Origin of the sequence: Vibrio sp. SCSIO 43140 (assembly GCF_023716585.1) — a bacterium.
Taxonomy (GTDB): Bacteria; Pseudomonadota; Gammaproteobacteria; order Enterobacterales; family Vibrionaceae; genus Vibrio; species Vibrio maritimus_B.
Genome location: NZ_CP071850.1, coordinates 3498856 through 3525229 on the forward strand (window position 1 = coordinate 3498856; position 26374 = coordinate 3525229).

Genomic DNA, 26374 nt, shown 5'->3' on the forward strand with positions numbered 1-26374 from the left:
GAGCTCCTTAAAAGATCGAGAAAACTAGAATAGACCGTAGAACAAGGCCGTAAGCACCATATAGCGCAGAGCCTTACCTATAGCGATCAAAACAACACAAGGCAGAAATTTCATTCTTAGCCACCCTGCCGCTAAACAGAGAGGGTCGCCAATGACGGGTAGCCAGCTAAATAACAAGCTCCAATACCCATATTTTTGTAGCCAAGCCATGGCTTTATGACCATGCTTCTCGTTTTGAGTTCGATTTGGTAACCAAATCCCTATCCAATAATTAGTGAGACCACCTAAGGTGTTACCTATCGTGGCGACGATAATAACCCATACGGGCGAATACTGTTGCAGGCTCAATGTAGCAATAAGACCTGCTTCAGAGCCGCCCGGGAGAAGTGTTGCACTTAAAAATCCAGAGATAAAAAGAACAGCGAGAGCGGAGTCGGCGAACCAAGACTCCGCAAGGAATTGAGAAAACGTTTCTAGCATTGCATATTAAGAAGTACTTTACCGCGCGTGCGGCTGGTTTCTACCTGCTGATGAGCAGCCACCACTTGTTGATAAGGGTAGACTTGTTGGATCTCCGTTTTCAGCAACCCAACGCCCACCATATAAAGTAAGGTTTCCATCTGTTTAGTATCTGGCGATACCAACATACCACTTGCTTCAAAGCCAAGGAGCTTGGCTTTTTCACACACTAGCTCTGCGGTAATCGTAGGGATCGTCACGACTCGCGCATTATCTTTCAAACATTTCAGCGCATCTAAAGCCGTATCACCACCAACAAGATCGATAAGCACATCGACGTCACTTACACGCTCGGATGCCGGTGCAAACTCATAGTTAATGGCATGCGCGCCCAAGGTGGCCAAATAATCAAGATTTCGCTCACTGCACGTGGTGTACACTTCTGCTTTTGCTGCGACAGCGATTTGAACGGCGATATGACCGACACCACCTGCACCCGCTAAAATCAACACTCGTTCCCCTTCTTGAACTTGTGCTTTATTGATTGCTTGTGCCGCGGTTTGACCTGCCAGCGGCAACGCTGCGGCCGCTTCAAGTGTGACGGAATTAGGAATCGGAGTTAACTCTGACTCAGGAACACATACGTACTGGCTGTAGCCACCACCTCGAACAGGGAACCCGATAAAGCCAACGACTTCTTGCCCTATTTCGAACTCATGAGTACCCTCGCCAAGTCCTTCAATCGAACCAGCGATGTCATAGCCGGGAACCCAAGGAAGATTGTCTTTGTTCTCTGCAGCCGCCCAACCAAGACCTGCACGAGTTTTCACATCAATCGGATTGATTCCAGAGTAGGTAACCTTTACCAGAACTTCTCCGGCCTGAGGCTGTGGAACCTCAATCTCTTGAAACGCCAATACCTCTGCTGAACCAAATTCTGGAATCACGATCTGTTTACACTTCATTGCAGCTTCCTCTTCCTAATCAAGACTTCATAGTAACGATTTCCATAGTTGAGTCTAGATTAACTTTTCATCACTCAATAGCAAGTATGTAACAAATTCAATCACTTTAGCTGTGCGTTTGATTCCGGTAAGTCGCCAGAGACACTGAGCTAGTAACGCAAAAAGGGAAGCTCGCGCTTCCCTTTTGTTTATCAAATGCAGTTAAAAGTGCTAGCCAACGAGGGCTAACAAGATACCCGCAGCAACGGCAGAGCCCAATACGCCTGCGACGTTTGGTCCCATTGCATGCATCAGTAGGAAATTTTGCGGATTAGCCTGCAAACCTACTTTGTTTACTACACGCGCCGCCATCGGTACGGCAGAAACCCCTGCAGCACCAATAAGAGGGTTGATGTCTTCTTTTGAGTACTTATTGAGGAGCTTCGCCATCAATACACCCGCTCCAGTACCGATACTGAACGCTACAGCACCAAGTGCCAGGATGCCCAAGGTCTCGAAGTTCAGGAATTGCTCAGCTTGAAGCTTAGAACCCACACCTAGACCCAAGAAGATGGTGACGATGTTGATCAGCTCATTTTGCGCCGTCTTCGATAGTCGATCGACAACACCCGCTTCACGCATCAAGTTACCAAGACAGAACATGCCAACCAGAGGCGTTGCCGATGGCAAGAACAGAATCGTCATCAATAGCACGGCAAGAGGGAACAGAACCTTCTCGCCTTTGCTAACGTGGCGCAGCTGAGCCATTTTGATAGTACGCTCTTCAGGCGTGGTAAGTGCCTTCATGATTGGCGGCTGAATGATTGGTACCAATGCCATGTAGCTGTATGCTGCGACCGCGATTGCCCCAAGCAAATCAGGAGACAGTCGGCTCGCTAAGAAAATCGCGGTTGGGCCGTCGGCACCACCGATGATAGCGATTGATGCCGCATCCTGCATGGAAAACTCCATACCTGGTACGTAGTTCAGCAAGATCGCGCCAAATAAGGTCGCAAAGATACCAAACTGTGCCGCTGCGCCTAACCATAGCGTTTTCGGGTTAGCAATAAGGGCACCAAAGTCCGTCATCGCGCCCACGCCCATAAAGATGAGCAGTGGGAATACACCCGATTCAATACCGATATAGTAGACGTAGTACAGCAGACCACCCGGCTCAGTGAAGCCAGCATTAGGGATATTTGCCAACACAGCACCAAAGCCGATTGGCAATAGGAGTAGCGGCTCAAACCCTTTGCGAATCGCCAAGTACAACAAGATGCATCCGACCAAGATCATGCAGATCTGGCCGAATTCAAAGTTAGCGATCCCTGTTTCTGACCATAAGGTCATCAATCCTTCCATGGTGCTCCCTTACGCTAAGCTAACAAGAGGCGCGCCAACAACAACAGCATCACCTTCTTTAACGTGTACATCTTGAACCACGCCGCTTTGCGCTGCGCGAACTTCCGTTTCCATTTTCATCGCTTCGAGGATCAATAGGACATCGCCTTCTTGAACTTGCGCACCAGAAGCGACATTAACCTTAAAGATGTTACCCGCTAGCGGCGCAGATACCGCCTCAACATTGGTTGCTGCTGGAGATGGCGCTGGTGCAGCGGCCGCAGGAGCGGTTGCTGGCGTTACTGACATCAGTTCACCTTTTGGTCCCACTTCAACATCATAAACCTGACCATCGACCTTCACGCTGTATGCTTCGATACCTTGAGCAGACGTTGCTGGCGCTGCGACAGGCGCAGCAGGCTTCGCTTCTTCTTTACCTGGCGCTGGTTCAAATGCATCTGGGTTGTGACGATTTTTCAGGAACTTAAGACCAACTTGTGGGAAAAGTGCGTAAGTAAGAACATCATCCACAGTGTCTTCTGCTAGAGAAATGCCCTCTGCTTTCGCTTTCTGTAACAAGTCATCCGTCAGCGTATGTAGCTCAGCTTCGAGTAGATCGGCTGGGCGACAGGTAATCGCTTCACCACCTTCAAGCACTTTTGCTTGAAGCTCAGCGTTGACTTCCGCTGGCGCTTTACCGTATTCGCCTTTTAGAACACCGGCCGTCTCTTTAGTGATGCTCTTATAGCGCTCACCAGTCAGTACGTTGATAACCGCCTGAGTACCGACGATCTGCGAGGTTGGCGTTACCAAAGGAATAAAGCCAAGATCTTCGCGTACGCGTGGGATCTCTTCTAGAACCTCATCGATGCGATCCGCGGCACCTTGTTCTTTTAGCTGACCTTCCATATTGGTCAGCATACCACCAGGTACCTGAGCAATTAGGATACGAGAATCCACGCCTTTCAACTGACCTTCCCACTTCGCATACTTCTTGCGAACTTCGCGGAAGTAAGCAGCGATAGGCTCGATCTGCTCGAGTTTTAGGTTGGTGTCGCGCTCAGTACCTTGTAGCATCGCGACAACAGTTTCTGTTGGCGTGTGACCATAGGTTTGGCTCATCGACGAGATTGCGGTATCTAGAATATCGACCCCAGCTTCTACCGCTTTCACTGCTGTCGCAGTAGACAGACCCGTTGTCGCGTGGCAGTGCAGCGCAAGCGGTACTTCACAAGATGCTTTGATGCGAGAAATCAGCTCTTCTGCCTCGTAAGGCTTTAGCAGACCCGACATATCTTTAATACATAGAGAGTGACAGCCTAAGTCTTCAAGACGCTTAGCAAGATCGACCCAAGTATCGGTGTTGTGAACTGGGCTTGTCGTATAAGACAGCGTGCCCTGAGCATGCGCGCCGACATCAACGGCTGCTTTCACTGCTTTTTCAAAGTTACGAACATCGTTCATCGCATCAAAGATACGGAACACATCCATACCATTAGCATGTGCACGCTCAACAAACTTTTCAACAACGTCATCTGCGTAGTGGCGATAACCCAGTAGGTTTTGACCACGAAGCAGCATTTGCATAGGTGTGTTCGGCATGGCCTTTTTTAGCTCGCGCAAACGCTCCCATGGATCTTCACCCAAGAATCGAATACAGGCATCAAAGGTCGCTCCCCCCCACGTTTCTAGGGACCAGTAGCCAACCTTATCAAGCTCAGCTGCGATCGGTAACATATCTTCAATACGCATGCGCGTAGCAAACAAAGATTGGTGGGCGTCACGAAGTACCACGTCCGTGATAGCAAGTGGTTTAGACATGCTCATAAACTCCTTTTTAAGCTTTTTTAACTCAATCTATTTAGCGGCCGAAGTGCGGTATTGATGGACAGCGGCAGAAATTGCTGCCACCACATTCGGGCTAACACCATTTGAGGGGGATGGTTGGGTTTTATTCTGAGTAGGAACTGCGATCGGTTCTGGTACTTCTTCTGGTACCAATTTTGACATTAACCGAACGAGATAAACGAGGATTGTTAGGAATACAAATACCACGGCCATACCCGTTAGCATGAGGGTGGCTGCATCTCCTAGCAGGCTTCCAATATTAGTCATGTTGCTTCCTTTCTTTGTCATCCTGACAAGTTACTCAATCATTTTTGTGGCGTCACTGCTCACTGATTGACTCACAATGGCCTTGCATCGATCCATTGCAAGAGGTCTAGGATTATCTCGATTGGTGAAAGTTTGTCAATTTTGTTTAATCTTACGCCGTCATTAAAACGTCATTCGAATGAAAAACTATGATGCACACGACAATTTATGGTGTATTTAGGCTTACACAGAACTTCATACTATGACCTCACATGAGATCTCAACATAAACAAACTAAAGTTGAAAAACTGGGACACGCTTAAAATTACCGCAATTTTTCGTTTAAAAACATTACGTTGTAATAATAAGGTTATTGATATGATAAATTTTTGTTAATAAAAAACCCCGCCGAAGCGAGGTTTCTAAAGAATGGCGCGCTCGGAAGGATTCGAACCTTCGACCGCCTGGTTCGTAGCCAGGTACTCTATCCAGCTGAGCTACGAGCGCGCAACAAGTTTTCGCATTGTCATTCGACGCTGCAGGGCAATACCCTAGGTCTCTGTAAAGAAAGAAAATGGCGCGCTCGGAAGGATTCGAACCTTCGACCGCCTGGTTCGTAGCCAGGTACTCTATCCAGCTGAGCTACGAGCGCGCAACAGTTTTCGCATTGTCATTCGACGCTGCAGGGCATTACCCTTTTCTCTACAAAGTAGAATGAATGGCGCGCTCGGAAGGATTCGAACCTTCGACCGCCTGGTTCGTAGCCAGGTACTCTATCCAGCTGAGCTACGAGCGCGCAACAAATTTTCGTGTTGTCAGTTAACGATGCAGGGCTTCCCCTATCTCTTTCAAAAAGAACACTCTTTCAAAGAGAATGGCGCGCTCGGAAGGATTCGAACCTTCGACCGCCTGGTTCGTAGCCAGGTACTCTATCCAGCTGAGCTACGAGCGCGCAATAAGTTTTCGCATTGTCATTTGACGTTACAGGGCATTACCCTTCTTCTCTATAAGAGAAAGTCCTTTCCCAAAGGGCATCCTCTACAAAAAAGAGAGAATGGCGCGCTCGGAAGGATTCGAACCTTCGACCGCCTGGTTCGTAGCCAGGTACTCTATCCAGCTGAGCTACGAGCGCGCAAGGTTGTGAAGCATATCACATTTAATTTCTTTTTGAACAAAAAAATTGACTGAAACAGTCAATAAATGGCGGTGAGGGAGGGATTCGAACCCTCGATACGGCTACAAACCGTATACTCCCTTAGCAGGGGAGCGCCTTCAGCCTCTCGGCCACCTCACCACATGTATTTCGCTCCGAAGAGAGAAATGGCGCGCTCGGAAGGATTCGAACCTTCGACCGCCTGGTTCGTAGCCAGGTACTCTATCCAGCTGAGCTACGAGCGCGCAATATGTTCAATAAGAACAGTGTCATACAACACAATGCAAGAATGGCGGTGAGGGAGGGATTCGAACCCTCGATACGGCTACAAACCGTATACTCCCTTAGCAGGGGAGCGCCTTCAGCCTCTCGGCCACCTCACCGTCTTGCGGAGGCACATATTACGATTTACCAAAAATAAGTCAAACATTTTCTTGGTAAAAATAGGAAAAAACAGACTAAGCGTTGGCAAATTAACCAAACCACCATTTAATCGTAGCTTTCCTAAGCAAAATTCGCCTTGGTGCCTCTGTTTTATGGCAAATTTCACGCAACAAAAAGGCTGGCAAATTGCCAGCCCTCTCTAGTTAGGATTAGTAGTTGCCTGATGCAACGTTACCGTTTCCTTTCTCCGCTTGAATGCGCATGTAGATCTCTTCACGATGCACTGACACTTCTTTTGGAGCATTAACACCAATGCGAACTTGGTTGCCTTTAACACCCAATACAGTAACAGTGACTTCATCACCAATCATCAACGTTTCACCAACACGGCGAGTCAAAATCAGCATTCTTAGCTCCTTGAGTATTCTCTAATTATCTTGCTACGAAACTTATTATCCAACAAAAGTTATATTTTCGTAAACTATCTTCTGAAAAGTATTTACCCCAAATGTACCTGTTTTTCTTCTCTCTCAACGGATCCACTGGCGATAATGTAGTTATCATGCAGTACGTTAGCCGCTTTGTCGATAGCCCCTGGCTCGAGAACGAGTGTAATTGAGTGCGTATCTTCACAAAAGTGTAGAACAGATATGTCTGATAAGTTGAGAAGTTGTTGATATTGTGACGCTTGCTCTGCGGCATTTGACCCCACAAGTGTCAGAAGTGAGACGTCCTGCTCTGTAACGATCTTGTCTTCAATGACTAATTTTAGCTTGTCACGGCAATCTGTTTTCACCAACAAATGACTGTAGGTCGAATCTGTCACCCAGTGACTTTCTTCCACTCCCAACATCTGCTTTTGCTTATCAACAACATCGACATGTTCTTCACAGATACGTAGTGACACCACCTGTTTCTGTATTGCTAGACCACAGATCCCAGGTTTAGCCTCTTTACCCGCCACTAATGTCCCCTCTCCTGCGTCAAAGCTAGAAAGCACACGCAGTGGCACATGATTTTGCCACGCATAAGCCACACAAGGAAGATGGAGCACTTTAGCGCCTTTGTGGGCCATTTCGTGCATAGTTGGGAAATCGATGCTATCGAGCTTCTGCGCGTTTTTGACGACTCTAGGGTCGCAGCTGTAAACGCCATCGACATCGGTAAATATTTGGCATTCTTGTGCGTTTAGGGCACCCGCTAGGGTGACCGCTGTCGTATCAGAGCCACCTCGTCCCAATGTCGTTATATCGCCGACTTCATTTATGCCCTGGAATCCAGCGACAATCACAATTTTGTCTTGCGCTAAATGTTCATCGATGACACTGGTATCAATATGACTAATCGTGGCATTGTTGTGATTATTGTTGGTCATAATTCGTGCCTGGCCACCGGTCAGAGATATCGCCGCGTGTCCAAGTTTGCTCAACGTCATCGACAGCAGTGCCATAGAGATCTGTTCACCTGCAGAGAGCAATACATCCAGCTCTCTGACGTTTGGCACTTTGTCTACTTGTTTGGCAAGTTCAACCAAACGGTTGGTCTCACCTGACATCGCTGAGACAACGACAACCACTTGATTGCCGGTTTGTTTAGCTCGAATTACATGCTCTGCAACGCTATGGATACGCTCAACAGAGCCAACAGAAGTTCCACCGAACTTTTGCACGATTAGTGGTCTTTTCACCAGTCTTCACCTTCCCAAGACAACATAGTGTTGTCGAATTTTGAAATTACGATCTTGAGTGACCGCTCCCTGTATTAGGCGACGCCATGTGCCTCGCCTATTAAATAGATGTGCAGTTCTGCACTGTGCAATTGATTCACTGAATAGGTAGTGACCAAAAGCAACAATGCCCAATCAACAAACATTGATTGGGCATTTAGCGGTGTTTACTTAAGAGTTATAAACGCTCTTCAAGCCAACCACGGATAGATTGCAACGCTTCTGGAAGCGCATCGACATCACTGCCGCCTGCTTGCGCCATATCTGGACGACCGCCACCTTTACCGCCAACTTGCTCAGCCACCATCTTAACAAGGTCGCCTGCTTTTACTTTGCCAGTTAGGTCTTTAGTCACACCTGCGATCAAACCAATCTTGCCATCAGCAACATTGGCAATGAACGCGATACCGCTGCCCATTTGGTTCTTAGCGTTATCCATCATGGTGCGAAGATTTTTGCTATCCGCACCTTCAAGTGCGGCAACCAGTACCTTAGTACCATTGATCTCTTCGACTTTACCCATGATGTTGGCACTTTCTACTGCTGCTAGCTTGTCTTTAAGCTGAGCAATCTCTTTCTCTAGAGATTTCGCTTTGCTTGCCGCATCGCCAAGTTTCGCTTCGTACTGTGCCGCTGTCGCTTCAATCGCATCCAGAGCCGCTTCACCTGTTACCGCTTCAATACGACGAATACCCGCAGCAATACCACCCTCAGAGGTGATCTTGAATAGGCCAATGTCACCCGTGTTACTTGCGTGGATACCACCACAAAGCTCAGTTGAGAACTCGCCCATTGAAAGCACGCGAACTTCATCGTCGTACTTCTCACCAAACAGAGCCATCGCGCCTTTTGCTTTCGCAGACTCAATGTCCATAACGTTGGTTTCGATCACGTGGTTAGTACGGATCTGTGCGTTCACAAGACGCTCAACTTGTTTGATTTCCGCTTTGGTCATCGCTTCAAGATGAGAGAAGTCAAAACGTAGGTTATCAGGCTTCACTAGCGAGCCTTTCTGCGTTACGTGCTCACCCAGAACTTGACGCAGTGCAGCGTGTAGCAAGTGCGTAGCTGAGTGGTTTAGCGAGATAGCCGCGCGGCGCTCTGCATCGACAGTCGCTGCCACTTCATCGCCCTTAGCAAGTACGCCTTCAACCAGCTCACCGTGGTGTGCGATCGCGTTACCTAGCTTTTGAGTGTCTTCTACTTTGAATAGACCCGCTGATGTTTTCAGAACGCCAGCATCACCACATTGACCGCCCGACTCTGCGTAGAACGGTGTCTCTTCAAGAACCACAATCGCTTTGTCGTCAGCAGAGAGTGCTTCCACTTCATTGCCTTCAACAAACATGGCTGCCACTGTGCTGCTGCCTTCTGTGCCTGTGTAACCACAGAACTCAGTATCGGTATCAACTTTGATCGCTGCATTGTAGTCAGTACCGAACTGGCCAGCTTCACGCGCACGTTGACGCTGAGCTTCCATCGCCTTCTCAAAACCTTCTTCATCGATAGCAAACTCGCGCTCACGAGCCACATCGTTAGTCAGGTCTGCTGGGAAGCCGTAGGTATCGTAAAGTTTGAATACCGTTTCGCCGTCTAGCACTTTCTCGTCGCCAAGATTATCAAGCGCTTCAGTCAAGATTGTCATACCACGTTCAAGAGTACGACCGAAGTTCTCTTCTTCGATACGCAGTACTTTTTCTACAACGGCTTGTTGCTTCTTAAGCTCTTCACCTGCCGTACCCATTACTGATGCTAGGGTACCAACTAGCTTGTAGAAGAAGGCGCCTTGTGCACCTAGCTTATTACCGTGACGTACTGCACGACGGATAATACGACGAAGCACGTAGCCACGACCTTCGTTTGATGGCATTACGCCGTCAACGATTAGGAATGAACAAGAACGAATGTGGTCTGCAATAACGCGCAGTGATTGGTTCGAAAGGTCTTCGTAGCCGATCACTTCTGCTGCTGCTTTGATTAGCGTTTGGAATACATCGATCTCGTAGTTTGAGTGAACGCCTTGCATGATTGCAGAGATACGCTCGATACCCATACCTGTATCTACCGATGGTTTTGGTAGCGGCTCCATTGTACCGTCGGCGTGACGGTTGAACTGCATGAATACGTTGTTCCAGATCTCGATGAAGCGGTCACCGTCTTCTTCCGGAGTACCAGGACGACCGCCCCAGATGTGCTCACCGTGATCGTAGAAGATTTCTGTACATGGACCACAAGGACCAGTGTCACCCATTTGCCAGAAGTTATCTGACTCGTATGCTTTACCGCCTTCTTTATCACCGATACGAACGATGCGGTCGGCAGGAACGCCTACTTGCTTGTTCCAGATCTCGAATGCTTCGTCGTCAGTTTCATAAACTGTCACCAGCAGGCGATCTTTTGGCAGTTTTAGCGTCTCAGTTAGGAATTCCCAAGCAAAGCTGATGGCATCTTCTTTGAAGTAATCACCGAAGCTGAAGTTACCCAGCATCTCAAAGAAAGTGTGGTGACGAGCAGTGAAGCCAACGTTCTCAAGGTCGTTGTGCTTACCACCAGCGCGAACACAACGCTGGGCCGTAGTGGCACGAGTGTAGTTACGCTTTTCTAGGCCAAGGAAACAGTCTTTAAACTGGTTCATACCGGCGTTTGTGAAAAGCAGAGTTGGGTCATCGTGTGGAACCAACGATGAACTGTCTACGATTTGGTGCCCTTTGCTCTCAAAGAACTTAAGGAACGCGTTGCGAACCTCGTCTGTGCTCATGTACATGCAGCTCTTCCTGAAATAATTCGAGTTAGATTTTGGGGGCATATTGTAACCCCATGAGTAAGGATTCGCCTAGTCTTCTGGTAAAAAAGGCAACAAACGAAAGGAATTTAAAGTTTATTCAAGTCAGGACAAGTATTTGCGGGCAGTGACGGGAAGGTGTTATTCACTTTCTAGTGAATCTAGTGCGTAGTTTATTTGGTCAAAAGAGTAGCCTCGATACTGTAGAAATCGCACTTGCTTGGCATATTCTTTGGGATCACTGGCTTTTCCATGGCGAAACTTTTTCTCAGCTGTGGTTTTCGCCAGCTCAAACCAATCGACTTCTTCTTCCATCAAGGCTTCATTCACGACCGACTCTGAGACGCGCTTTTGATTCAGCTCTTGACGAATTCGACGTTCACCATGCCCCTTGTAGACATGCTGCCTTACCTGGCTTTTGGCAAAGCGCAGATCATCAAGATATCGATATGACTTACACAGCTCTATCGCGGCTTCAACCTCGGATTCCTCATAGCCTTTAAAGGCAAGCTTTTGGTACAACTCATACTCGCCATGATCTCGGCGACTTAACAGTTGGATCGCAGCTTCATTAGCGGACAGGGTCGGTGGCTTTCGTTGATACATAGAGACTAATAACTTGATAGGAAAACAGATACAACAAAGCCCCGCAGTGCAGGGCTTTGTTTAATTCAATTGAAGATTTATAGCTCTTCTGCCGGCGCTTCGCCAGTTTCTGCTTCTTCAACAATCGCAGGCGTTAGCAATAGCTCACGTAGTTTGCTATCAATCGCTTGTGCCGCTTCTGGGTTTTCACGCAGGAACTTACATGCGTTTGCTTTACCTTGACCAATCTTATCGCCGTTGTAGCTGTACCAAGCGCCTGCTTTTTCAACCAGCTTGTGCTTAACACCTAGGTCAACCAGCTCACCGTAGCGGTTGAAGCCCTGACCGTATAGGATCTGAGTTTCTGCTTGTTTGAATGGTGCAGCAATCTTGTTCTTAACGACTTTAATGCGAGTTTCGTTACCCACAACCTCATCGCCTTCTTTAATAGAGCCAGTGCGGCGGATATCAAGACGTACAGATGCGTAGAACTTAAGTGCGTTACCACCAGTGGTAGTTTCTGGGTTACCAAACATCACACCAATCTTCATACGGATTTGGTTGATGAAGATACACATACAGTTAGACTGCTTTAGGTTACCAGTAAGCTTACGCATAGCTTGAGAAAGCATACGAGCCTGCAGACCCATGTGGCTGTCACCCATTTCGCCTTCGATTTCCGCTTTTGGTGTTAGTGCAGCAACCGAGTCGACAACCATCACGTCAATCGCACCAGAGCGTGCTAGAGCGTCACAGATTTCAAGCGCTTGCTCACCGGTATCTGGCTGAGACACCAATAGCGCATCAATATCAACACCTAGCTTCTTCGCATAGACAGGGTCTAGGGCGTGCTCAGCATCGATGAACGCACAGGTTTTACCTGCTTTTTGAGCGGCAGCAATACACTCAAGGGTAAGTGTTGTTTTACCTGATGATTCTGGACCGTAGATCTCTACGATACGACCCATAGGCAGACCACCTGCACCTAGTGCGATATCGAGAGAAAGTGAACCCGTTGAAATAGTTTCTACGTCCATGGTACGGTTATCACCAAGGCGCATGATTGAGCCTTTACCAAATTGTTTTTCAATCTGACCTAATGCAGCGGCTAACGCCTTCTGTTTATTCTCGTCCATTACTTTCTCCACAACTATCCTTTACGGATATACGCTTTAGGCAACTTACGTGCTTGAGCTGTTTTAATCAGGTAAGCGATGCATTCAATTCATCGCAAGATGTATTTTATTATACTGTTGATTCATACAGTGTCTATACCTGTATGAAGATTTTTTTGTGACCTCAGTGTGACTTCACCAAGACTCTTTATATTTCAATAGGCTTAGCTAAACGGCTCATCTTCTAGAACATGGGTGTGTAACGTTCTTAGTGCATGCTCTACTGCCTGTAAACGAACACTCGCTCGGTCACCCGTTAGCAAACAGGTTTCTACCTTCTGCCAGCCCTGAGAAGATGCCCATGCAAAACATACGGTTCCGACTGGCTTCTCTTCACTGCCTCCACCGGGTCCAGCGATACCACTGATTGCGACACTTAGGGTTCCGTTTGAATGAGCTAGTGCTCCTTGCGCCATTTCAATCACCACTGGTTCGCTCACGGCGCCATGCTTCCCAAGCGTTTCTGACTTCACACCAATCATTTCCATCTTGGCATCGTTGCTGTAGGTGACGAACGCTCGGTCAAACCACGCAGAGCTGCCTGCGATATCGGTAATCGCGGTTGCCACGCCCCCACCTGTGCAGGATTCAGCGGTCACTAAAACCTGATCTCTCTGTTGCAGTAATTGACCTAGGTTGGCACTTAACTCAGATATGTTTTGCATTTGACACAACTCCTAGTCCTTCGTGTGGGACTTAATTGGGTTTAATACCTGCGCTTGCGTGATATCAGTGACGACTCTGCCCTTTTCGCTCTCGCCGCTTTCACGTATCCTAGGCGGCAATGAAAAACCAGTAGCAAAGAAGTGACAGTGAAAGCGGAACAAAAACACACACCAATGATGCAGCAATATCTGAAGCTAAAAGCAGAGAATCCAGATATCTTGCTGTTCTATCGAATGGGCGATTTTTACGAGCTGTTTTACGATGACGCGAAACGCGCATCTCAATTGCTCGATATCTCACTGACCAAGCGCGGCGCCTCCGCGGGTGAGCCTATTCCTATGGCAGGTGTTCCTTTTCATGCTGTCGAAGGCTACTTAGCTAAACTGGTCCAGCTTGGCGAATCGGTAGCAATTTGTGAGCAAGTCGGTGATCCTGCCACCAGCAAAGGTCCGGTTGAGAGAAAAGTCGTGCGCATCGTTACGCCCGGCACTGTCTCTGATGAAGCTCTGCTCTCGGAAAGGCTTGATAATCTTATTGCCGCAATCTATCACCAAAATGGCAAATTTGGCTACGCTACTCTGGATATTACCTCTGGTCGTTTTCAACTTTGTGAACCCAGTACAGAAGAAGCCATGCTGGCTGAACTGCAGCGCACTGCGCCTAAAGAGCTCTTGTTTCCTGAAGATTTTGAACCTGTTGATATCATGGCGAGTCGCAATGGCAATCGTCGTCGCCCTGTGTGGGAGTTTGAGATTGATACTGCGCGTCAGCAGCTCAACCAACAGTTTGGTACCAAGGATCTTGTCGGCTTTGGTGTCGAGAACTGTGTATTAGGTTTATGTGCAGCAGGCTGTTTGATCCAATACGTAAAAGACACCCAACGTACCGCGCTTCCTCATATCCGCTCATTGACACTAGACAGTCAAGATCAATCGGTCATTCTCGATGCGGCCACGAGGCGCAACCTTGAGTTGACCCAGAACCTGTCTGGCGGTCATGAAAACACGCTAGCGGAAGTGCTAGATCACACCGCAACCGCTATGGGTAGCCGAATGCTCAAGCGCTGGATCCATCAACCTATGCGCTGCCAAAAAACACTGAACTATCGTTTGGATGCCATCTCTGAGATCAAGCAAGATGCGCTCTATACCGAGCTTGCTCCAACGCTCAAGCAGATCGGTGACATTGAACGTATCTTGGCAAGGCTAGCACTGCGCTCGGCAAGACCTCGTGATATGGCTCGTTTACGAAGCGCGCTGCAACAGCTACCGGAACTGGCGGTCAGTCTTGAGACCGTGGCGCACCCTTATCTCAAACAGCTGGCTGACTATTCTGCACCTATGGAGTCGATGGCTGATCTACTTGAGCGAGCGATAAAAGAGAATCCTCCAGTCGTTATTCGTGACGGCGGTGTGATTGCCGATGGCTACAATGCTGAGCTCGATGAGTGGCGCGACCTCGCCAATGGTGCTACCGCGTACCTCGAAAAGCTTGAGCATGATGAGCGTGACCGCCACGGTATCGACACGTTAAAAGTTGGCTACAACAATGTGCATGGTTTCTATATTCAGGTGAGCCGTGGTCAAAGCCATCTAGTGCCGCCACACTACGTTCGTAGGCAAACTCTAAAAAATGCTGAGCGCTACATAATTCCTGAGCTCAAAGAGCATGAGGATAAGGTGCTGAACTCAAAATCTAAGGCACTCGCCGTTGAGAAAAAGCTTTGGGAAGAGCTGTTCGATTTGTTGCTGCCAAGCTTAGAACAGTTACAAAACCTTGCCTCTGCCCTGTCTCAATTAGACGTACTGCAAAACCTAGCAGAGCGCGCAGAGAGCTTAGATTACTGCCGACCAACGTTAAGCGAAAAAGCGGGTATTCAGATCCAATCAGGTCGTCACCCTGTGGTAGAGCAGGTCATGGATGAGCCTTTTATTGCCAACCCAATCGCGCTTAACCCTGAGCGTAAAATGCTGATCATTACAGGTCCGAACATGGGTGGTAAATCGACCTACATGCGACAGACTGCGCTCATTGCTCTAATGGCTCACATTGGCTGCTATGTGCCCGCTGAATCAGCAGAAATTGGCTCATTAGATCGCATCTTTACCCGCATCGGTGCCTCTGATGATCTCGCATCGGGTCGCTCAACCTTTATGGTGGAGATGACAGAAACGGCGAACATTCTCCATAACGCCACGCAAAACAGCCTAGTGTTGATGGATGAGATTGGCCGAGGCACTAGTACCTACGATGGCCTTTCGCTCGCGTGGGCAAGTGCGGAATGGCTCGCAACCAAGGTTGGTGCGATGACGCTTTTCGCGACGCATTACTTCGAACTAACAGAGATGCCAAATCAGCTTCCTAACCTTGCCAATGTTCATTTGGATGCGGTTGAGCATGGTGATTCAATTGCGTTTATGCATGCGGTTCAAGAAGGTGCAGCAAGTAAGTCTTACGGTCTGGCTGTTGCTGGCCTTGCTGGCGTGCCAAAAGCGGTAATTAAGAACGCGCGCCAAAAACTGACGCAGCTAGAGCAAATTGGACAAATCCCTGCTCGCGCAGAATCGCCACAAGTCGATATTGCTAATCAGCTAAGCTTGATCCCTGAACCAAGTGAAGTGGAAGAAGCACTGGCGCAGATTAATCCCGATGATTTGACGCCGCGTCAGGCGTTGGAAGAGTTGTATCGGTTGAAGCAGCTGCTTTAAGAGCGCGCTGCTACCCCCTCTAACTCCCCCTTATCAAGGGGGAGAACCAAGACTAGCTCCTATCGTCGCATCGCCTTACATTCAATCTACAGCGCAATGTGAGTGACACACAACTGCTCGCTGAGTGCAACGTCAAACTCTTGCTGTTGACCATCAAGTTCAACGACTAGGTTATATAGGTCGTCTTTATTAGGGGCTTCAGGGTTCGCATACTTAGGAGCTTCTATCTGAAACAGCGCCGATGCCTGATTAGCACGAACATCTATGGGCAGAAAATACGTCATGCCATTGAACTTAACAGAAGCAGAAACAAGGCCAGAACGAAAGGTTTGGTAATGTAGGTCGACTTTAAACTCGCAGCCGCCACCATGGTGCCATATCTGCTCCATCGCAACATGCTCAAGGCGCACGTGAGGAATAAACTGAAGATACGGCATTTGCCAAACACCCATACGCTCATCGGTACGCGTTTTTTCTTGGACAAGTGAGCAGGTTGGGGCCTTATCCATATCAACGAGCAAGTCATCCTCATCGAACTCAAGAAACAGGATTTCAACGCGATTCGGTCCTTCTTGAAGATGGGCTCTGACCTCTTTACGATAGGTCGTCTCACTGCCATCACAATCTATCACTGCTCGTCCATTGATGCGCACTTCCGCATAGTAATCCACGCCGCCAATCACCAAATCCACCGCCGGATTGGCCAGTTGCTGCTCGGTCAGCTCAAAGTCGTGCATTAAGTGCCACTCTTGCTCGATAATGGATAGCTCTGATAGGTGTTCAGGTAATACTTGGCTCAATGGGCCAGGAAACGTCAGATCATCTTGAGGAATAGAAAGATCCGTGAGGGGAGAGAGTTGCCAGAGGCCGTCGAGATTTATCTTCATTCGCTAAGTTTGACCCAGATCATATTTAGCGCAGTATAATCAAATCGTTTTTGGAAAGATAGCGCGATCAAAAAAGGTCAGCTTAGCTGACCTTTTCTCTAGAAGAGGAGCTACTCGTCTTCATCATCTTCTTCAGGGTACAGTGCATCTTCACCTTCGTAGTAAGTACCCCAGCCATCATAAATGATGTCGTACTTCTCGGCTAAGTGAACCAACTTCTCTACCTGCGCATCAATTTGTTCTGCATTAAGCGCCGACTCCATGGTCGCATCACAGCAAAGCAGCTTGTTGCCGTCTTCATCTTCGGTTTCTTCTGCTTCTAGAACTTCGAAACCCATCTTGAACGCTTCAACTACCGCTTTCTCTAGACGATCAAAGTCTTCTGCAAATAGGTGGTGCTCGATCTCGTAAAGTGCTTCTGGATCACTTCCATCTTCAATTAGTGCTTGAATGATATCGCGAGTTTCTTCCTTCTGAAATTCGATCAGTTCTTCAACGGACATATACTCATCTTGTTGAGACATAAAGTGCTCCAGCTATAAAATAGGTTAACGGCATGAATGATACGAGAAGTCAGCGGAGATCGAAAGATCAAAACGAGATCTTTCCTGACTATTTTTGTCTTTGCTTTAAACGACGAAACTCGATCTAGATCACATAAACATAATTTTAACATTTCTCTATCTCTGGAAACTGTCCTTGGCGATTCAGCCATTTGTGGTGACGATTGTTACGATTCATCAACGAAACATTATGAGATTGAAATGCATATCCGTATGTCCTTACTAAGGAGTCAGATAACAAGGTTTATTCGTTTAGCTGCTGTATTTTACCTAAAGCCCGTATTTTTATGCACAAAACGCCAATTAAAAATCAACAAAGACTCTCAAAACGCTCTGCATATTCACGCATCAAGGTCGGCTTTTTTACTCTCAAAACAGTTCCATCATTATCTGTTAACAAAGCTGACATCAATAAATATTATGGTTTAAGTATGTATTTACAGTAATTTTAACTGCCATGCTAACTTGCATCTTGATAACAAGCTTGTCATAAATAGCGGCAGTTAAAGCTGAAAGGAATCGTAATGAGTAAGTTGTACGTCGGCTCGGAAGTCGGTCAATTACGACGTGTTTTGTTAAACCGTCCAGAAAGAGCCCTAACCCACCTCACCCCATCTAACTGCCATGAGTTACTGTTTGATGATGTACTCGCGGTAGAAGCCGCAGGCGAAGAGCATGATGCATTTGCCAATACGCTACGCAGTCAAGATGTCGAGGTGTTGTTACTTCATGACTTGTTAGTTGAAACGCTTGCGGTCGAGCAAGCCAAAACCTGGCTTTTAGAGACACAAATTTCAGATTTTCGTTATGGGCCAATCTTTGCCAATGAAATCCGTCAATATCTATCACAGATGGACAACGAACATCTAGCGACAGTGTTGCTAGGTGGACTGGCTTACTCAGAATTGCCTCTGAAGACCCCTTCTATTCTTCAGAAAATGAGCAAGCCACTCGATTTCGTTATCGAGCCGCTACCTAACCACCTATTTACTCGTGATACATCATGCTGGGTCTATGGTGGCGTGTCGCTGAATCCAATGATGAAGCCAGCACGTCAGCGAGAAACTAACCATCTGCGTGCTATCTATCGTTGGCACCCGACCTTTGCTGGGCAAGATTTCATTAAATACTTTGGCGACGAAGATCTGCACTACGATAACGCCAACATAGAAGGCGGTGATGTTCTCGTTATAGGTAAAGGGGCGGTTCTGATTGGTATCTCTGAGCGCACGACGCCACAAGGTGTCGAAAACTTGGCTGCGAACCTATTTAAATCCGGACAAGCTAGCCAGGTAATCGCTATCGACCTACCGAAGCATCGCTCTTGTATGCACCTCGATACCGTCATGACCCATATGGATGTCGATACCTTCTCTGTCTATCCAGAGATCATCAATGATAAGTTGGATACGTGGCGACTCACAGCATCAAACGATGGGCAAATGCAGGTCGAGAAGCTACCGAATTATCTCAAAGCGCTCGAAAGTGCGCTGGATGTAGATCAGCTCAAGATCATCACAACCGGCGGTGACAACTACGAAGCAGAGCGCGAGCAGTGGAACGATGCAAACAACGTTCTTACTGTGAAGCCAGGTGTAGTGATTGGCTATGAGCGCAATGTCTACACCAACGAGAAATACGACAAAGCTGGGATTCAAGTTCTTACCATTCCGGGGAACGAACTTGGACGAGGGCGTGGTGGTGCTCGCTGCATGAGCTGCCCTATTGAACGCGATGGCATTTAAACATAACTATTTACAAAAGCCCCTATAAAGGGGCTTTTTTTGCATTTAATTAAAATAAATATTCACAAAATAAGAATTTATATGTATAACTAAAATCGAAAACTAATTCAGAGGTACGGACCATGGCTTACAACTTAAGAAATAGGAACTTTCTAAAACTTCTCGACTTTTCTCCTAAAGAGATTCAATTCTTGCTCGATATGTCGAAAGAACTCAAAGCCGCCAAATACGCTGGCACAGAACAGAAAAAACTCATCGGCAAAAACATTGCACTGATCTTCGAAAAAGCATCGACCCGTACCCGATGTGCTTTTGAAGTCGCTGCCTTTGATCAAGGTGCTCAGGTCTCTTACATTGGCCCGTCTGGCTCGCAAATTGGCCACAAAGAGTCAATGAAAGATACCGCGCGTGTATTGGGTCGTATGTACGACGGTATCGAGTACCGTGGGTTTGGTCAGGAGATTGTCGAAGAGTTAGGCGCGCACGCAGGTGTCCCTGTTTGGAATGGTTTGACGAATGAGTTCCACCCAACGCAGATACTTGCCGATTTTCTCACTATGCTCGAGCACGGCAAAGGCAAACAACTGCATCAGATGAAATTTGCTTACCTTGGCGATGCACGCAACAACATGGGTAATTCACTCATGGTTGGTGCAGCAAAGATGGGTATGGATATTCGCCTTGTCGCGCCAAAAGCATTTTGGCCAGAGCAAAGCCTTATTGATGAATGCCAAACTATTGCCCTCTCAACTGGCGCATCCATCACGTTGACCGAAGACGTTCAAGCGGGTGTCGCCGATTGTGACTTCCTCTATACCGACGTTTGGGTCTCGATGGGTGAATCTGCCGAGGCTTGGGATGAGCGAATTGCCTTGATGAAACCGTACCAAGTCAACATGGATATGATTAAAGCAACCGGCAATAAAAACGTGAAATTTATGCACTGTTTGCCGGCATTCCATGATGATCAGACGACTATAGGTAAGGAAATTGCGGATAAATATGGACTCAATGGCCTTGAAGTGACCAATGATGTGTTCGAGTCTGAATATTCAATCGTTTTTGATGAAGCAGAGAACCGTATGCATACTATTAAAGCGGTCATGGTTGCTACATTAGGCAGTTAATAAATATCACACTAATTGACGCTAAATGTTTGATGTAATCGCTTGCGCTCCCAAAATTTGGGCGTATAATTCCTCGCAATTTGTCTGGGGAACGATTAATGGCGCAAGCGAGTTTGACATCACTACACACTCTCGATAAGCAATTTGCTTATCATGCACCGTTATTATTTCCTATCGAATTCTAAGCCTCCCATCATGGGGGGCTTTTTTATGGTCGTTAATCTCTAAATCACTTAGAGAAAGTATCTGGTCTGGTTGTAACTATAGGGAAGATAAACATGGCGAATACGCTCTATCAAAAGCACATTATCTCGATTCCGGAACTGTCACGTGAAGAGCTAGAGCTCATCGTAAAGACAGCGGGTCAACTGAAATCCAACCCTCAACCTGAGTTAATCAAGAATAAAGTCGTGGCAAGCTGCTTCTTCGAGCCATCGACACGTACCCGACTTTCATTCGAAACGGCTATCCAGCGCATCGGTGGTGATGTGATTGGTTTCGACAGTGGCGGTAACACCTCTCTAGCGAAAAAGGGTGAGACTCTTGCAGACTCTGTGCAGGTCATTTCTTCCTATGTTGACGCGTTTGTCATGCGCCACCCACAAGAAGGTGCAGCGCGTCTAGCCTCTGAGTTCTCGAACGGTGTGCCTGTTATCAACGCCGGTGATGGTGCGAACCAACACCCAACGCAAACGCTACTCGATCTGTATTCTATCTATGAAACTCAAGGTCGCCTTGATGACATCAACGTGGCGTTTGTTGGTGACCTAAAATACGGCCGTACGGTTCACTCACTCACTCAAGCTCTGGCGAAGTTCAACAATGTTCGCTTCTACTTCATTGCACCAGAAGCGTTAGCGATGCCAGATTACATCTGCGAAGAGCTAGAAGAGGCAGGTATCCAATACAGCCTGCACACGGACATCGACAGCGTTGTTCCTGAGCTTGATATTCTGTACATGACTCGAGTACAAAAAGAGCGCTTTGATGAGTCAGAGTACGCTCATATTAAGTCGGCGTACATTCTGTCAGCAGAAACTCTAAAAGACGCACGTAACAACCTTAAGGTGCTACACCCACTGCCTCGCGTGGATGAAATCACGGTAGACGTAGATAAAACGCCTTACGCTTATTACTTCCAACAGGCAGAGAATGGCGTATACGCACGTGAAGCACTGCTTGCCCTTGTTCTTAACGAAGCACTTTAAGGAGAGATTCAGTCATGGCTAAAGAAACACAATTGCAAGTTGAAGCAATCAAGAACGGCACTGTCATCGACCACATCCCTGCAAACATCGGCATTAAAGTGCTTAAACTATTTGCAATGGACCAATCGAAGCAGCGCGTCACCATTGGCTTGAACCTGCCTTCTTCGGCACTGGGCAGTAAAGACCTGCTCAAGATTGAAAACGTATTCGTTACCGAAGAGCAGGCGAACAAGCTTGCCCTGTATGCACCACACGCAACGGTAAATCAGATTGAAAACTACGAAGTGTGCAAAAAGCTGGCTCTAGAACTACCAGAGACGATTACTGGTGTATTCGAGTGTCCAAACAGTAACTGTATTACTCACAACGAACCCGTCGATAGCAGCTTTAAGGTATTCGAAAAGCACGATGACATTCGCTTGAAATGTAAATACTGCGAAAAAGTCTACTCGCGCGAGATTGTGACTGAGCGATAGAACCGGTCACTAAATCCTTGTTAATAGATATTCAAGCCTACGATATTTCTAAACATCGTAGGCTTGATTTTTATTTGTCCTAGAGGCAGTCTAGACCTCTTACTAATCCCATCATAATGGATAAAACGATGACAAAAGTACTTCATACAGAATCTGCACCAGCAGCAATCGGTCCTTACGTTCAAGGTGTTGACCTAGGCAACATGGTACTGACTTCAGGTCAAATCCCAGTAAACCCGCAAACGGGTGAAGTGTCTGACGACATTTCAGAGCAAGCACGTCAGTCTCTAGACAACGTAAAAGCTGTGGTTGAAGCCTCTGGCCTAACTGTTTCTGACATCGTTAAAATGACAGTATTCGTGAAAGATCTAAACGATTTCGGCACGGTTAACGAAGTATACGGCAAGTTCTTTGATGAGCACGAAGTAGCAAACTACCCAGCACGTTCTTGTGTTGAGGTTGCTCGTCTTCCTAAAGATGTGAAAATTGAAATTGAGGCGATCGCGGTTCGCAAATAATCGCTCTGCTTGAATAGAAAAAAGGGTTGCCATTGGCAACCCTTTTTCGTTATTTCTTGGCGTTCAGTTCAGTGACTTCGGCATCTAACTCGGCAAGTTTCTCTACCATTTGCTCACGGCAGACATTGGCAAGCTTGCGTACGTCCTCTTTTCCGTAGCCTTCTACTGAGACTGGCGGCAGCATCTCTACGATGATATGTCCGTTATCCCACTTATTAAGCTTAAGGTGACTTGTGCTGCTACACACGATAGGGATGATTGGCACGTCGGCGCCAATTGCTGCGTGGAACGCACCTGTTTTAAACGGTAGCAAACCGCGACCGCGCGAGCGCGTCCCTTCCGGGAACATCCATACCGACAAGTTACTCTTCTTCATACTATCAACCACTTGGTCAATCGTACCTTTTGCCTTACTGCGGTTAGCACGATCAATCAGGATGTTACCCGTTAGATAGTAAAGCTGACCGAAAAGCGGCATCCAAAGTAAGCTCTTCTTACCAACGGTCACAACGTTTGGTGTCACCGCTGAAGATACCGTGAAAAGATCCCAGTTATTTTGGTGGTTGGCGATATAGATGTGCTGACCACGCTTGTATGCATCTTCTGGAAGACGAAGGTCGAGCTTAACGCCAAGGATTTTAGACATGGCACCAAAGTAACGACCAAAGGTAAATACGTGTTTTGGGTTTCTCGGGCTAAGTAGACAGTAGCCACAACCAAATACAAACATCACTACAGCGAAAATAGCCACTGCGATGCAGCGAAGTAAAGCAACCATTTTGTTCTCCGACAATGGCTTCATAAAAAAGCCGAAACCCTTGGATTTCGGCTAATTGAATCTTAAATGTTATTATTCATCGCCCGCGACACGGGTAATGTTGGCACCGAGCGCTGACAATTTGTCTTCGATGCGCTCATAACCGCGATCGATGTGATAGATGCGATCCACCAGCGTCTCACCATGAGCAATACAGCCTGCGATAACTAGGCTTGCAGATGCACGAAGGTCTGTCGCCATCACTTGAGCGCCGCTCAAAGAATCGACGTCACCACAAATCACTGTGTTGCCTTCGATCTCTGCTTTTGCCCCCATACGCATTAGCTCTGGCACATGCATAAAGCGGTTTTCGAAGATAGTTTCCGTGATCACACCACCGCCTTTCGCCATCATGTTCAACAGCGTGAACTGTGCTTGCATGTCGGTTGGGAAGCCTGGGTGTGGCGCGGTACGAATCGAGACGGCTTTGAGCTCACGACCTGTCATATCAAGCGAGATCCAGTCTTCACCAGTCTCGATATCAGCGCCCGCTTCTTCTAGCTTCGCTAGCACTGCCTCAAGAAGGTGTGCGCTGGTATTACGACATACTACTTTGCCACCCGATACCGCAGCAGCAACCAAGAAGGTTCCTGTTTCGATACGGTCAGCCACTACCGTGTGCTTACCACCCGATAGACGCTCAACACCCTCAATAGTGATGGTGTCAGTACCTGCACCAGTCACTTTCGCGCCAAGCTTATTTAGGAAATCGGCTGTATCTACAATCTCTGGCTCACGCGCTGCGTTATCTAGCACAGTTGTGCCTTCAGCAAGCGTCGCTGCACACATGATAGTGATAGTCGCACCAACACTGACTTTATCCATCACGATATGAGCGCCTTTCAGACGACCATCGACTTCGGCTTTTACGTAGCCGTCTTCTAGCGTGATGGTTGCGCCAAGCTGCTCTAGACCGTGAATATGAAGATCCACTGGGCGGGCACCGATAGCACAGCCACCTGGCAGCGATACTTGGCCTTTACCAAAACGCGCCACAAGTGGGCCTAGTGCCCAAATCGATGCACGCATGGTTTTAACCAGATCGTAAGGAGCGCATAGCTCATTGATTTCACTGCCATCAACATGAACTGAACCATTACGACGTACTTTTGCGCCAAGGCGGCTCAGCAGTTTCATCGTCGTATCGATATCGCGAAGATGGGGAACGTTCGCTACCTCAACTGGCTCTTCAGCCAGGATAGATGCAAACAAAATTGGTAGTGCTGCGTTCTTAGCACCAGAGATCGACACTTCGCCTGTCAGCGGAGCATCCGATCCAATAACTCGAAACTTATCCATTAATAAACCTTACAGAGACATCAGCTTTTTATCACGAGCCCACTCTTCTGGAGTATAGGCTTTAATTGAAACTGCGTGGATGTCATTACGCTGAATGTATTCCATCAGAGGACCATAGATCATCTGCTGCTTTTTAACTCGGCTCATGCCTTCAAATTGAGCATCTACCGCGATAACTTCATAGTGACTGCCTTCGCCTTTGACGTGCAGCTCTTCTAGGTTCAACGCGTTTTGTAATAGTTCCTGTACTTTTGTGCTATCCACAAGATACTCCTAAATGTGTTTCTCTATGACTGATTCAACGTTATATAGCTGAAACAGTATGTTCAGCTCATCGGGCACGAAGCTGAGCATTATATGACACTTTCGATTTTTTGCATGCTCTAATAAGTGGATTAACATCACCAATCCTGCAGAATCGAAGCGTTCAACCTGCTTGAGCTCCAACTTAACCTCTGGCTGGGTGAAAGAAACCGTTTGAATCGTGCGCCAAAGCTCGGGCACGGTGTCGCGGTCAATATTACCCACCAGAGCAAGCGTTGTGTCAGTACGCTGTTCTAATTTCGCCACCACGATTACTTACTACCTTCAAAACGAATAGGTGCCTTCGCTAACTGTTCGAGCTCTTGCGCCACGGACAGCACGCCTTCTTGGCGAATTTTAGTATTCCACTCTGACTGCTTGCTAGACAGCAAGCTTATGCCCTCAGCAATCATATCAAAGGCTTTCCACTCACCGGTTTTCTTATCTTTGCGAAGCTTAAACTCAAGATTTATGTTCGGTCTTGGGGAGTCCATAATGGTAACCTTGACACCGATAATTGTGGTTTTGTCGTCGATCTTAGGCTCGGGACCAAACTTCACGTCTTGCCCAGTATACTGAGTCAAAACCTGAGCATAAGAGGTCACCAGATAGGCACGAAATGCCTCGATAAACTCGAGCACCTCTTCACGCTTGGCTCCCTTGAGGTTTGGGCCCAGCAGTTTAAGCGCCGCATAGCGATAGTTCACATAGGGCATCAGCTCTTCCTCAACCACCACTTTGAGGTAGTCAGGATCAGCCTGAATTTTATCTTGCTCTGCCCCCAAGCGTGAAAATGCCTTGTCGGACACCTTCATAATCATATCGTAAGGCTGTGTCGCATCAATCTCCGTTGCCATCACATTCAATGACATAAACAGCGCAGAGACCATCAAAATAAACCGTTTAAACATGGCGTTACTCCTTACTTGTCTCATCAGAACCACCAATGCTGTAGAGCACCTGGCCTATCATATCTTCAAGCACTAATGCCGACTTTGTATCTTCAATACGGTCGCCATCCGCTAGGTAGCCTTCATCGTCAAATACAAAACCAGGGACCAAGCCGATGTACTGTTCGCCTATAAGACCTGAGGTCAGTACCTGCGCGCTTGATGTTTCTGGAAACTGGTAATCACTGCTGATCGACAGGCTAACCACAGGTAAAAATGACTCTTTGTCGAGGTGGATATCGCTCACACGCCCAATAACCACTCCGCCTACTTTTACTGGTGAGCGCACTTTAAGGCTGCCTATGTTGTCGAATCTTGCTTCCAAGGTGTAAGTGTCACCCGAGCCGAGACTCTTCACGTCAGCAACCTGAAAAATCATAAACAAGATTGCGCCAAGGCCTAACAACACAAAACTGCCTACCCACAATTCCAACTTTCTTGTCTGTTGCATCAAGAGTTCCTTT

The 26374-nt window shown here is 47.4% G+C and carries 25 protein-coding genes and 8 tRNA genes; 6 read left to right on the plus strand and 27 right to left on the minus strand.

What is annotated here, in order from left to right:
- Positions 1-24: 24 nt before the first annotated feature.
- The 19 genes from J4N45_RS16650 to pncC form a co-directional block, all read right to left on the minus strand.
- Complete coding sequence (locus J4N45_RS16650; RefSeq protein ID WP_128649347.1) at positions 25-480, minus strand: YqaA family protein; 456 nt, start codon at positions 478-480, stop codon at positions 25-27.
- Complete coding sequence (locus J4N45_RS16655) at positions 474-1424, minus strand: NADP-dependent oxidoreductase (RefSeq protein WP_252012615.1); 951 nt, start codon at positions 1422-1424, stop codon at positions 474-476. The genes J4N45_RS16650 and J4N45_RS16655 overlap by 7 nt, the downstream gene beginning before the upstream one ends.
- Before the next feature lie 210 nt (positions 1425-1634).
- Positions 1635-2765, minus strand: a complete 1131-nt coding sequence (locus J4N45_RS16660) for a sodium ion-translocating decarboxylase subunit beta (protein ID WP_234495114.1) — start codon at positions 2763-2765, stop codon at positions 1635-1637.
- 9 nt (positions 2766-2774) lie between these two features.
- Positions 2775-4565: a sodium-extruding oxaloacetate decarboxylase subunit alpha gene (gene oadA, locus J4N45_RS16665; protein ID WP_252012616.1), complete on the minus strand. Its 1791-nt coding sequence runs from the start codon at positions 4563-4565 to the stop codon at positions 2775-2777.
- 36 nt (positions 4566-4601) lie between these two features.
- Entirely contained in the window at positions 4602-4859 is a 258-nt protein-coding gene (locus J4N45_RS16670; RefSeq protein ID WP_042473248.1) for an oxaloacetate decarboxylase subunit gamma, read from the minus strand.
- A 409-nt stretch (positions 4860-5268) separates the two neighbouring features.
- Positions 5269-5345: transfer RNA gene (locus J4N45_RS16675), tRNA-Arg, on the minus strand.
- A gap of 68 nt (positions 5346-5413) precedes the next feature.
- Positions 5414-5490 (minus strand) — tRNA-Arg (locus J4N45_RS16680).
- Between the two features lie 67 nt (positions 5491-5557).
- Positions 5558-5634 (minus strand) — tRNA-Arg (locus J4N45_RS16685).
- 79 nt (positions 5635-5713) lie between these two features.
- A tRNA-Arg gene (locus tag J4N45_RS16690) sits at positions 5714-5790 on the minus strand.
- A gap of 103 nt (positions 5791-5893) precedes the next feature.
- Positions 5894-5970 (minus strand) — tRNA-Arg (locus J4N45_RS16695).
- Positions 5971-6039: 69 nt separating this feature from the next.
- Positions 6040-6132: transfer RNA gene (locus tag J4N45_RS16700), tRNA-Ser, on the minus strand.
- A gap of 27 nt (positions 6133-6159) precedes the next feature.
- A tRNA-Arg gene (locus J4N45_RS16705) sits at positions 6160-6236 on the minus strand.
- A 45-nt stretch (positions 6237-6281) separates the two neighbouring features.
- Positions 6282-6374, minus strand: a tRNA-Ser gene (locus J4N45_RS16710).
- Positions 6375-6584: 210 nt separating this feature from the next.
- A complete protein-coding gene (gene csrA, locus J4N45_RS16715) occupies positions 6585-6782 on the minus strand; it encodes a carbon storage regulator CsrA (protein WP_004415691.1) in 198 nt (65 codons plus the stop codon).
- A 92-nt stretch (positions 6783-6874) separates the two neighbouring features.
- Positions 6875-8062, minus strand: coding sequence for an aspartate kinase (locus J4N45_RS16720; RefSeq protein ID WP_252012617.1), 1188 nt, complete (start codon positions 8060-8062; stop codon positions 6875-6877).
- Positions 8063-8279: 217 nt separating this feature from the next.
- Positions 8280-10865 (minus strand): alanine--tRNA ligase, encoded by a 2586-nt coding sequence (gene alaS, locus J4N45_RS16725; RefSeq protein WP_252012618.1) that lies wholly within the window; start codon positions 10863-10865, stop codon positions 8280-8282.
- Positions 10866-11024: 159 nt separating this feature from the next.
- Positions 11025-11489: a recombination regulator RecX gene (recX, locus tag J4N45_RS16730; protein ID WP_234495110.1), complete on the minus strand. Its 465-nt coding sequence runs from the start codon at positions 11487-11489 to the stop codon at positions 11025-11027.
- Between the two features lie 77 nt (positions 11490-11566).
- Entirely contained in the window at positions 11567-12604 is a 1038-nt protein-coding gene (gene recA / locus J4N45_RS16735; RefSeq protein ID WP_042473235.1) for a recombinase RecA, read from the minus strand.
- A 203-nt stretch (positions 12605-12807) separates the two neighbouring features.
- The gene (gene pncC, locus J4N45_RS16740; protein ID WP_234495109.1) at positions 12808-13308 is read right to left on the minus strand and encodes a nicotinamide-nucleotide amidase; all 501 of its coding nucleotides are present in this window, start codon (positions 13306-13308) and stop codon (positions 12808-12810) included.
- A gap of 147 nt (positions 13309-13455) precedes the next feature.
- Between pncC and mutS the strand changes: the two genes are divergently transcribed.
- Complete coding sequence (gene mutS, locus J4N45_RS16745) at positions 13456-16017, plus strand: DNA mismatch repair protein MutS (protein ID WP_252012619.1); 2562 nt, start codon at positions 13456-13458, stop codon at positions 16015-16017.
- 86 nt (positions 16018-16103) lie between these two features.
- On the opposite strand, the gene J4N45_RS16750 is transcribed toward mutS, so the two are convergent.
- Positions 16104-16904 (minus strand): glycosyl hydrolase 2 galactose-binding domain-containing protein, encoded by an 801-nt coding sequence (locus J4N45_RS16750; protein WP_252012620.1) that lies wholly within the window; start codon positions 16902-16904, stop codon positions 16104-16106.
- 110 nt (positions 16905-17014) lie between these two features.
- On the minus strand, positions 17015-17428 hold the full coding sequence (gene rraB / locus J4N45_RS16755; protein ID WP_042473231.1) for a ribonuclease E inhibitor RraB: 414 nt from the start codon (positions 17426-17428) through the stop codon (positions 17015-17017).
- A 563-nt stretch (positions 17429-17991) separates the two neighbouring features.
- On the opposite strand from rraB, the gene arcA reads away from it, so the two are divergent.
- From arcA to J4N45_RS16780, 5 genes are all read left to right on the plus strand, one after another.
- Positions 17992-19212: an arginine deiminase gene (gene arcA, locus J4N45_RS16760; RefSeq protein WP_128650195.1), complete on the plus strand. Its 1221-nt coding sequence runs from the start codon at positions 17992-17994 to the stop codon at positions 19210-19212.
- Positions 19213-19334: 122 nt separating this feature from the next.
- Positions 19335-20339, plus strand: coding sequence for an ornithine carbamoyltransferase (gene argF, locus J4N45_RS16765; RefSeq protein WP_252012621.1), 1005 nt, complete (start codon positions 19335-19337; stop codon positions 20337-20339).
- A 278-nt stretch (positions 20340-20617) separates the two neighbouring features.
- On the plus strand, positions 20618-21547 hold the full coding sequence (gene pyrB / locus J4N45_RS16770) for an aspartate carbamoyltransferase (protein ID WP_042473226.1): 930 nt from the start codon (positions 20618-20620) through the stop codon (positions 21545-21547).
- 14 nt (positions 21548-21561) lie between these two features.
- Positions 21562-22023 carry an aspartate carbamoyltransferase regulatory subunit gene (gene pyrI / locus J4N45_RS16775; RefSeq protein ID WP_042473223.1) on the plus strand — a complete coding sequence of 154 codons (462 nt, stop codon included), beginning with the start codon at positions 21562-21564 and terminating at the stop codon, positions 22021-22023.
- 128 nt (positions 22024-22151) lie between these two features.
- Positions 22152-22541 (plus strand): RidA family protein, encoded by a 390-nt coding sequence (locus J4N45_RS16780; RefSeq protein WP_042473220.1) that lies wholly within the window; start codon positions 22152-22154, stop codon positions 22539-22541.
- Positions 22542-22590: 49 nt separating this feature from the next.
- Here J4N45_RS16780 and J4N45_RS16785 read toward each other — a convergent pair whose 3' ends face one another.
- The 6 genes from J4N45_RS16785 to mlaD form a co-directional block, all read right to left on the minus strand.
- Positions 22591-23319 (minus strand): 1-acylglycerol-3-phosphate O-acyltransferase, encoded by a 729-nt coding sequence (locus J4N45_RS16785; RefSeq protein ID WP_252012622.1) that lies wholly within the window; start codon positions 23317-23319, stop codon positions 22591-22593.
- Between the two features lie 72 nt (positions 23320-23391).
- On the minus strand, positions 23392-24657 hold the full coding sequence (murA, locus tag J4N45_RS16790) for a UDP-N-acetylglucosamine 1-carboxyvinyltransferase (protein WP_042473215.1): 1266 nt from the start codon (positions 24655-24657) through the stop codon (positions 23392-23394).
- Positions 24658-24666: 9 nt separating this feature from the next.
- On the minus strand, positions 24667-24921 hold the full coding sequence (gene ibaG / locus J4N45_RS16795) for a BolA family iron metabolism protein IbaG (RefSeq protein WP_042473211.1): 255 nt from the start codon (positions 24919-24921) through the stop codon (positions 24667-24669).
- 9 nt (positions 24922-24930) lie between these two features.
- Entirely contained in the window at positions 24931-25233 is a 303-nt protein-coding gene (locus J4N45_RS16800; protein WP_042473208.1) for an STAS domain-containing protein, read from the minus strand.
- A complete protein-coding gene (mlaC, locus tag J4N45_RS16805; RefSeq protein WP_234495104.1) occupies positions 25233-25871 on the minus strand; it encodes a phospholipid-binding protein MlaC in 639 nt (212 codons plus the stop codon). Before mlaC ends, J4N45_RS16800 begins: the two co-directional genes overlap by 1 nt.
- A 4-nt stretch (positions 25872-25875) precedes the next feature.
- Positions 25876-26361: an outer membrane lipid asymmetry maintenance protein MlaD gene (gene mlaD / locus J4N45_RS16810; RefSeq protein WP_128650063.1), complete on the minus strand. Its 486-nt coding sequence runs from the start codon at positions 26359-26361 to the stop codon at positions 25876-25878.
- Between the last annotated feature and the right edge of the window lie 13 nt (positions 26362-26374).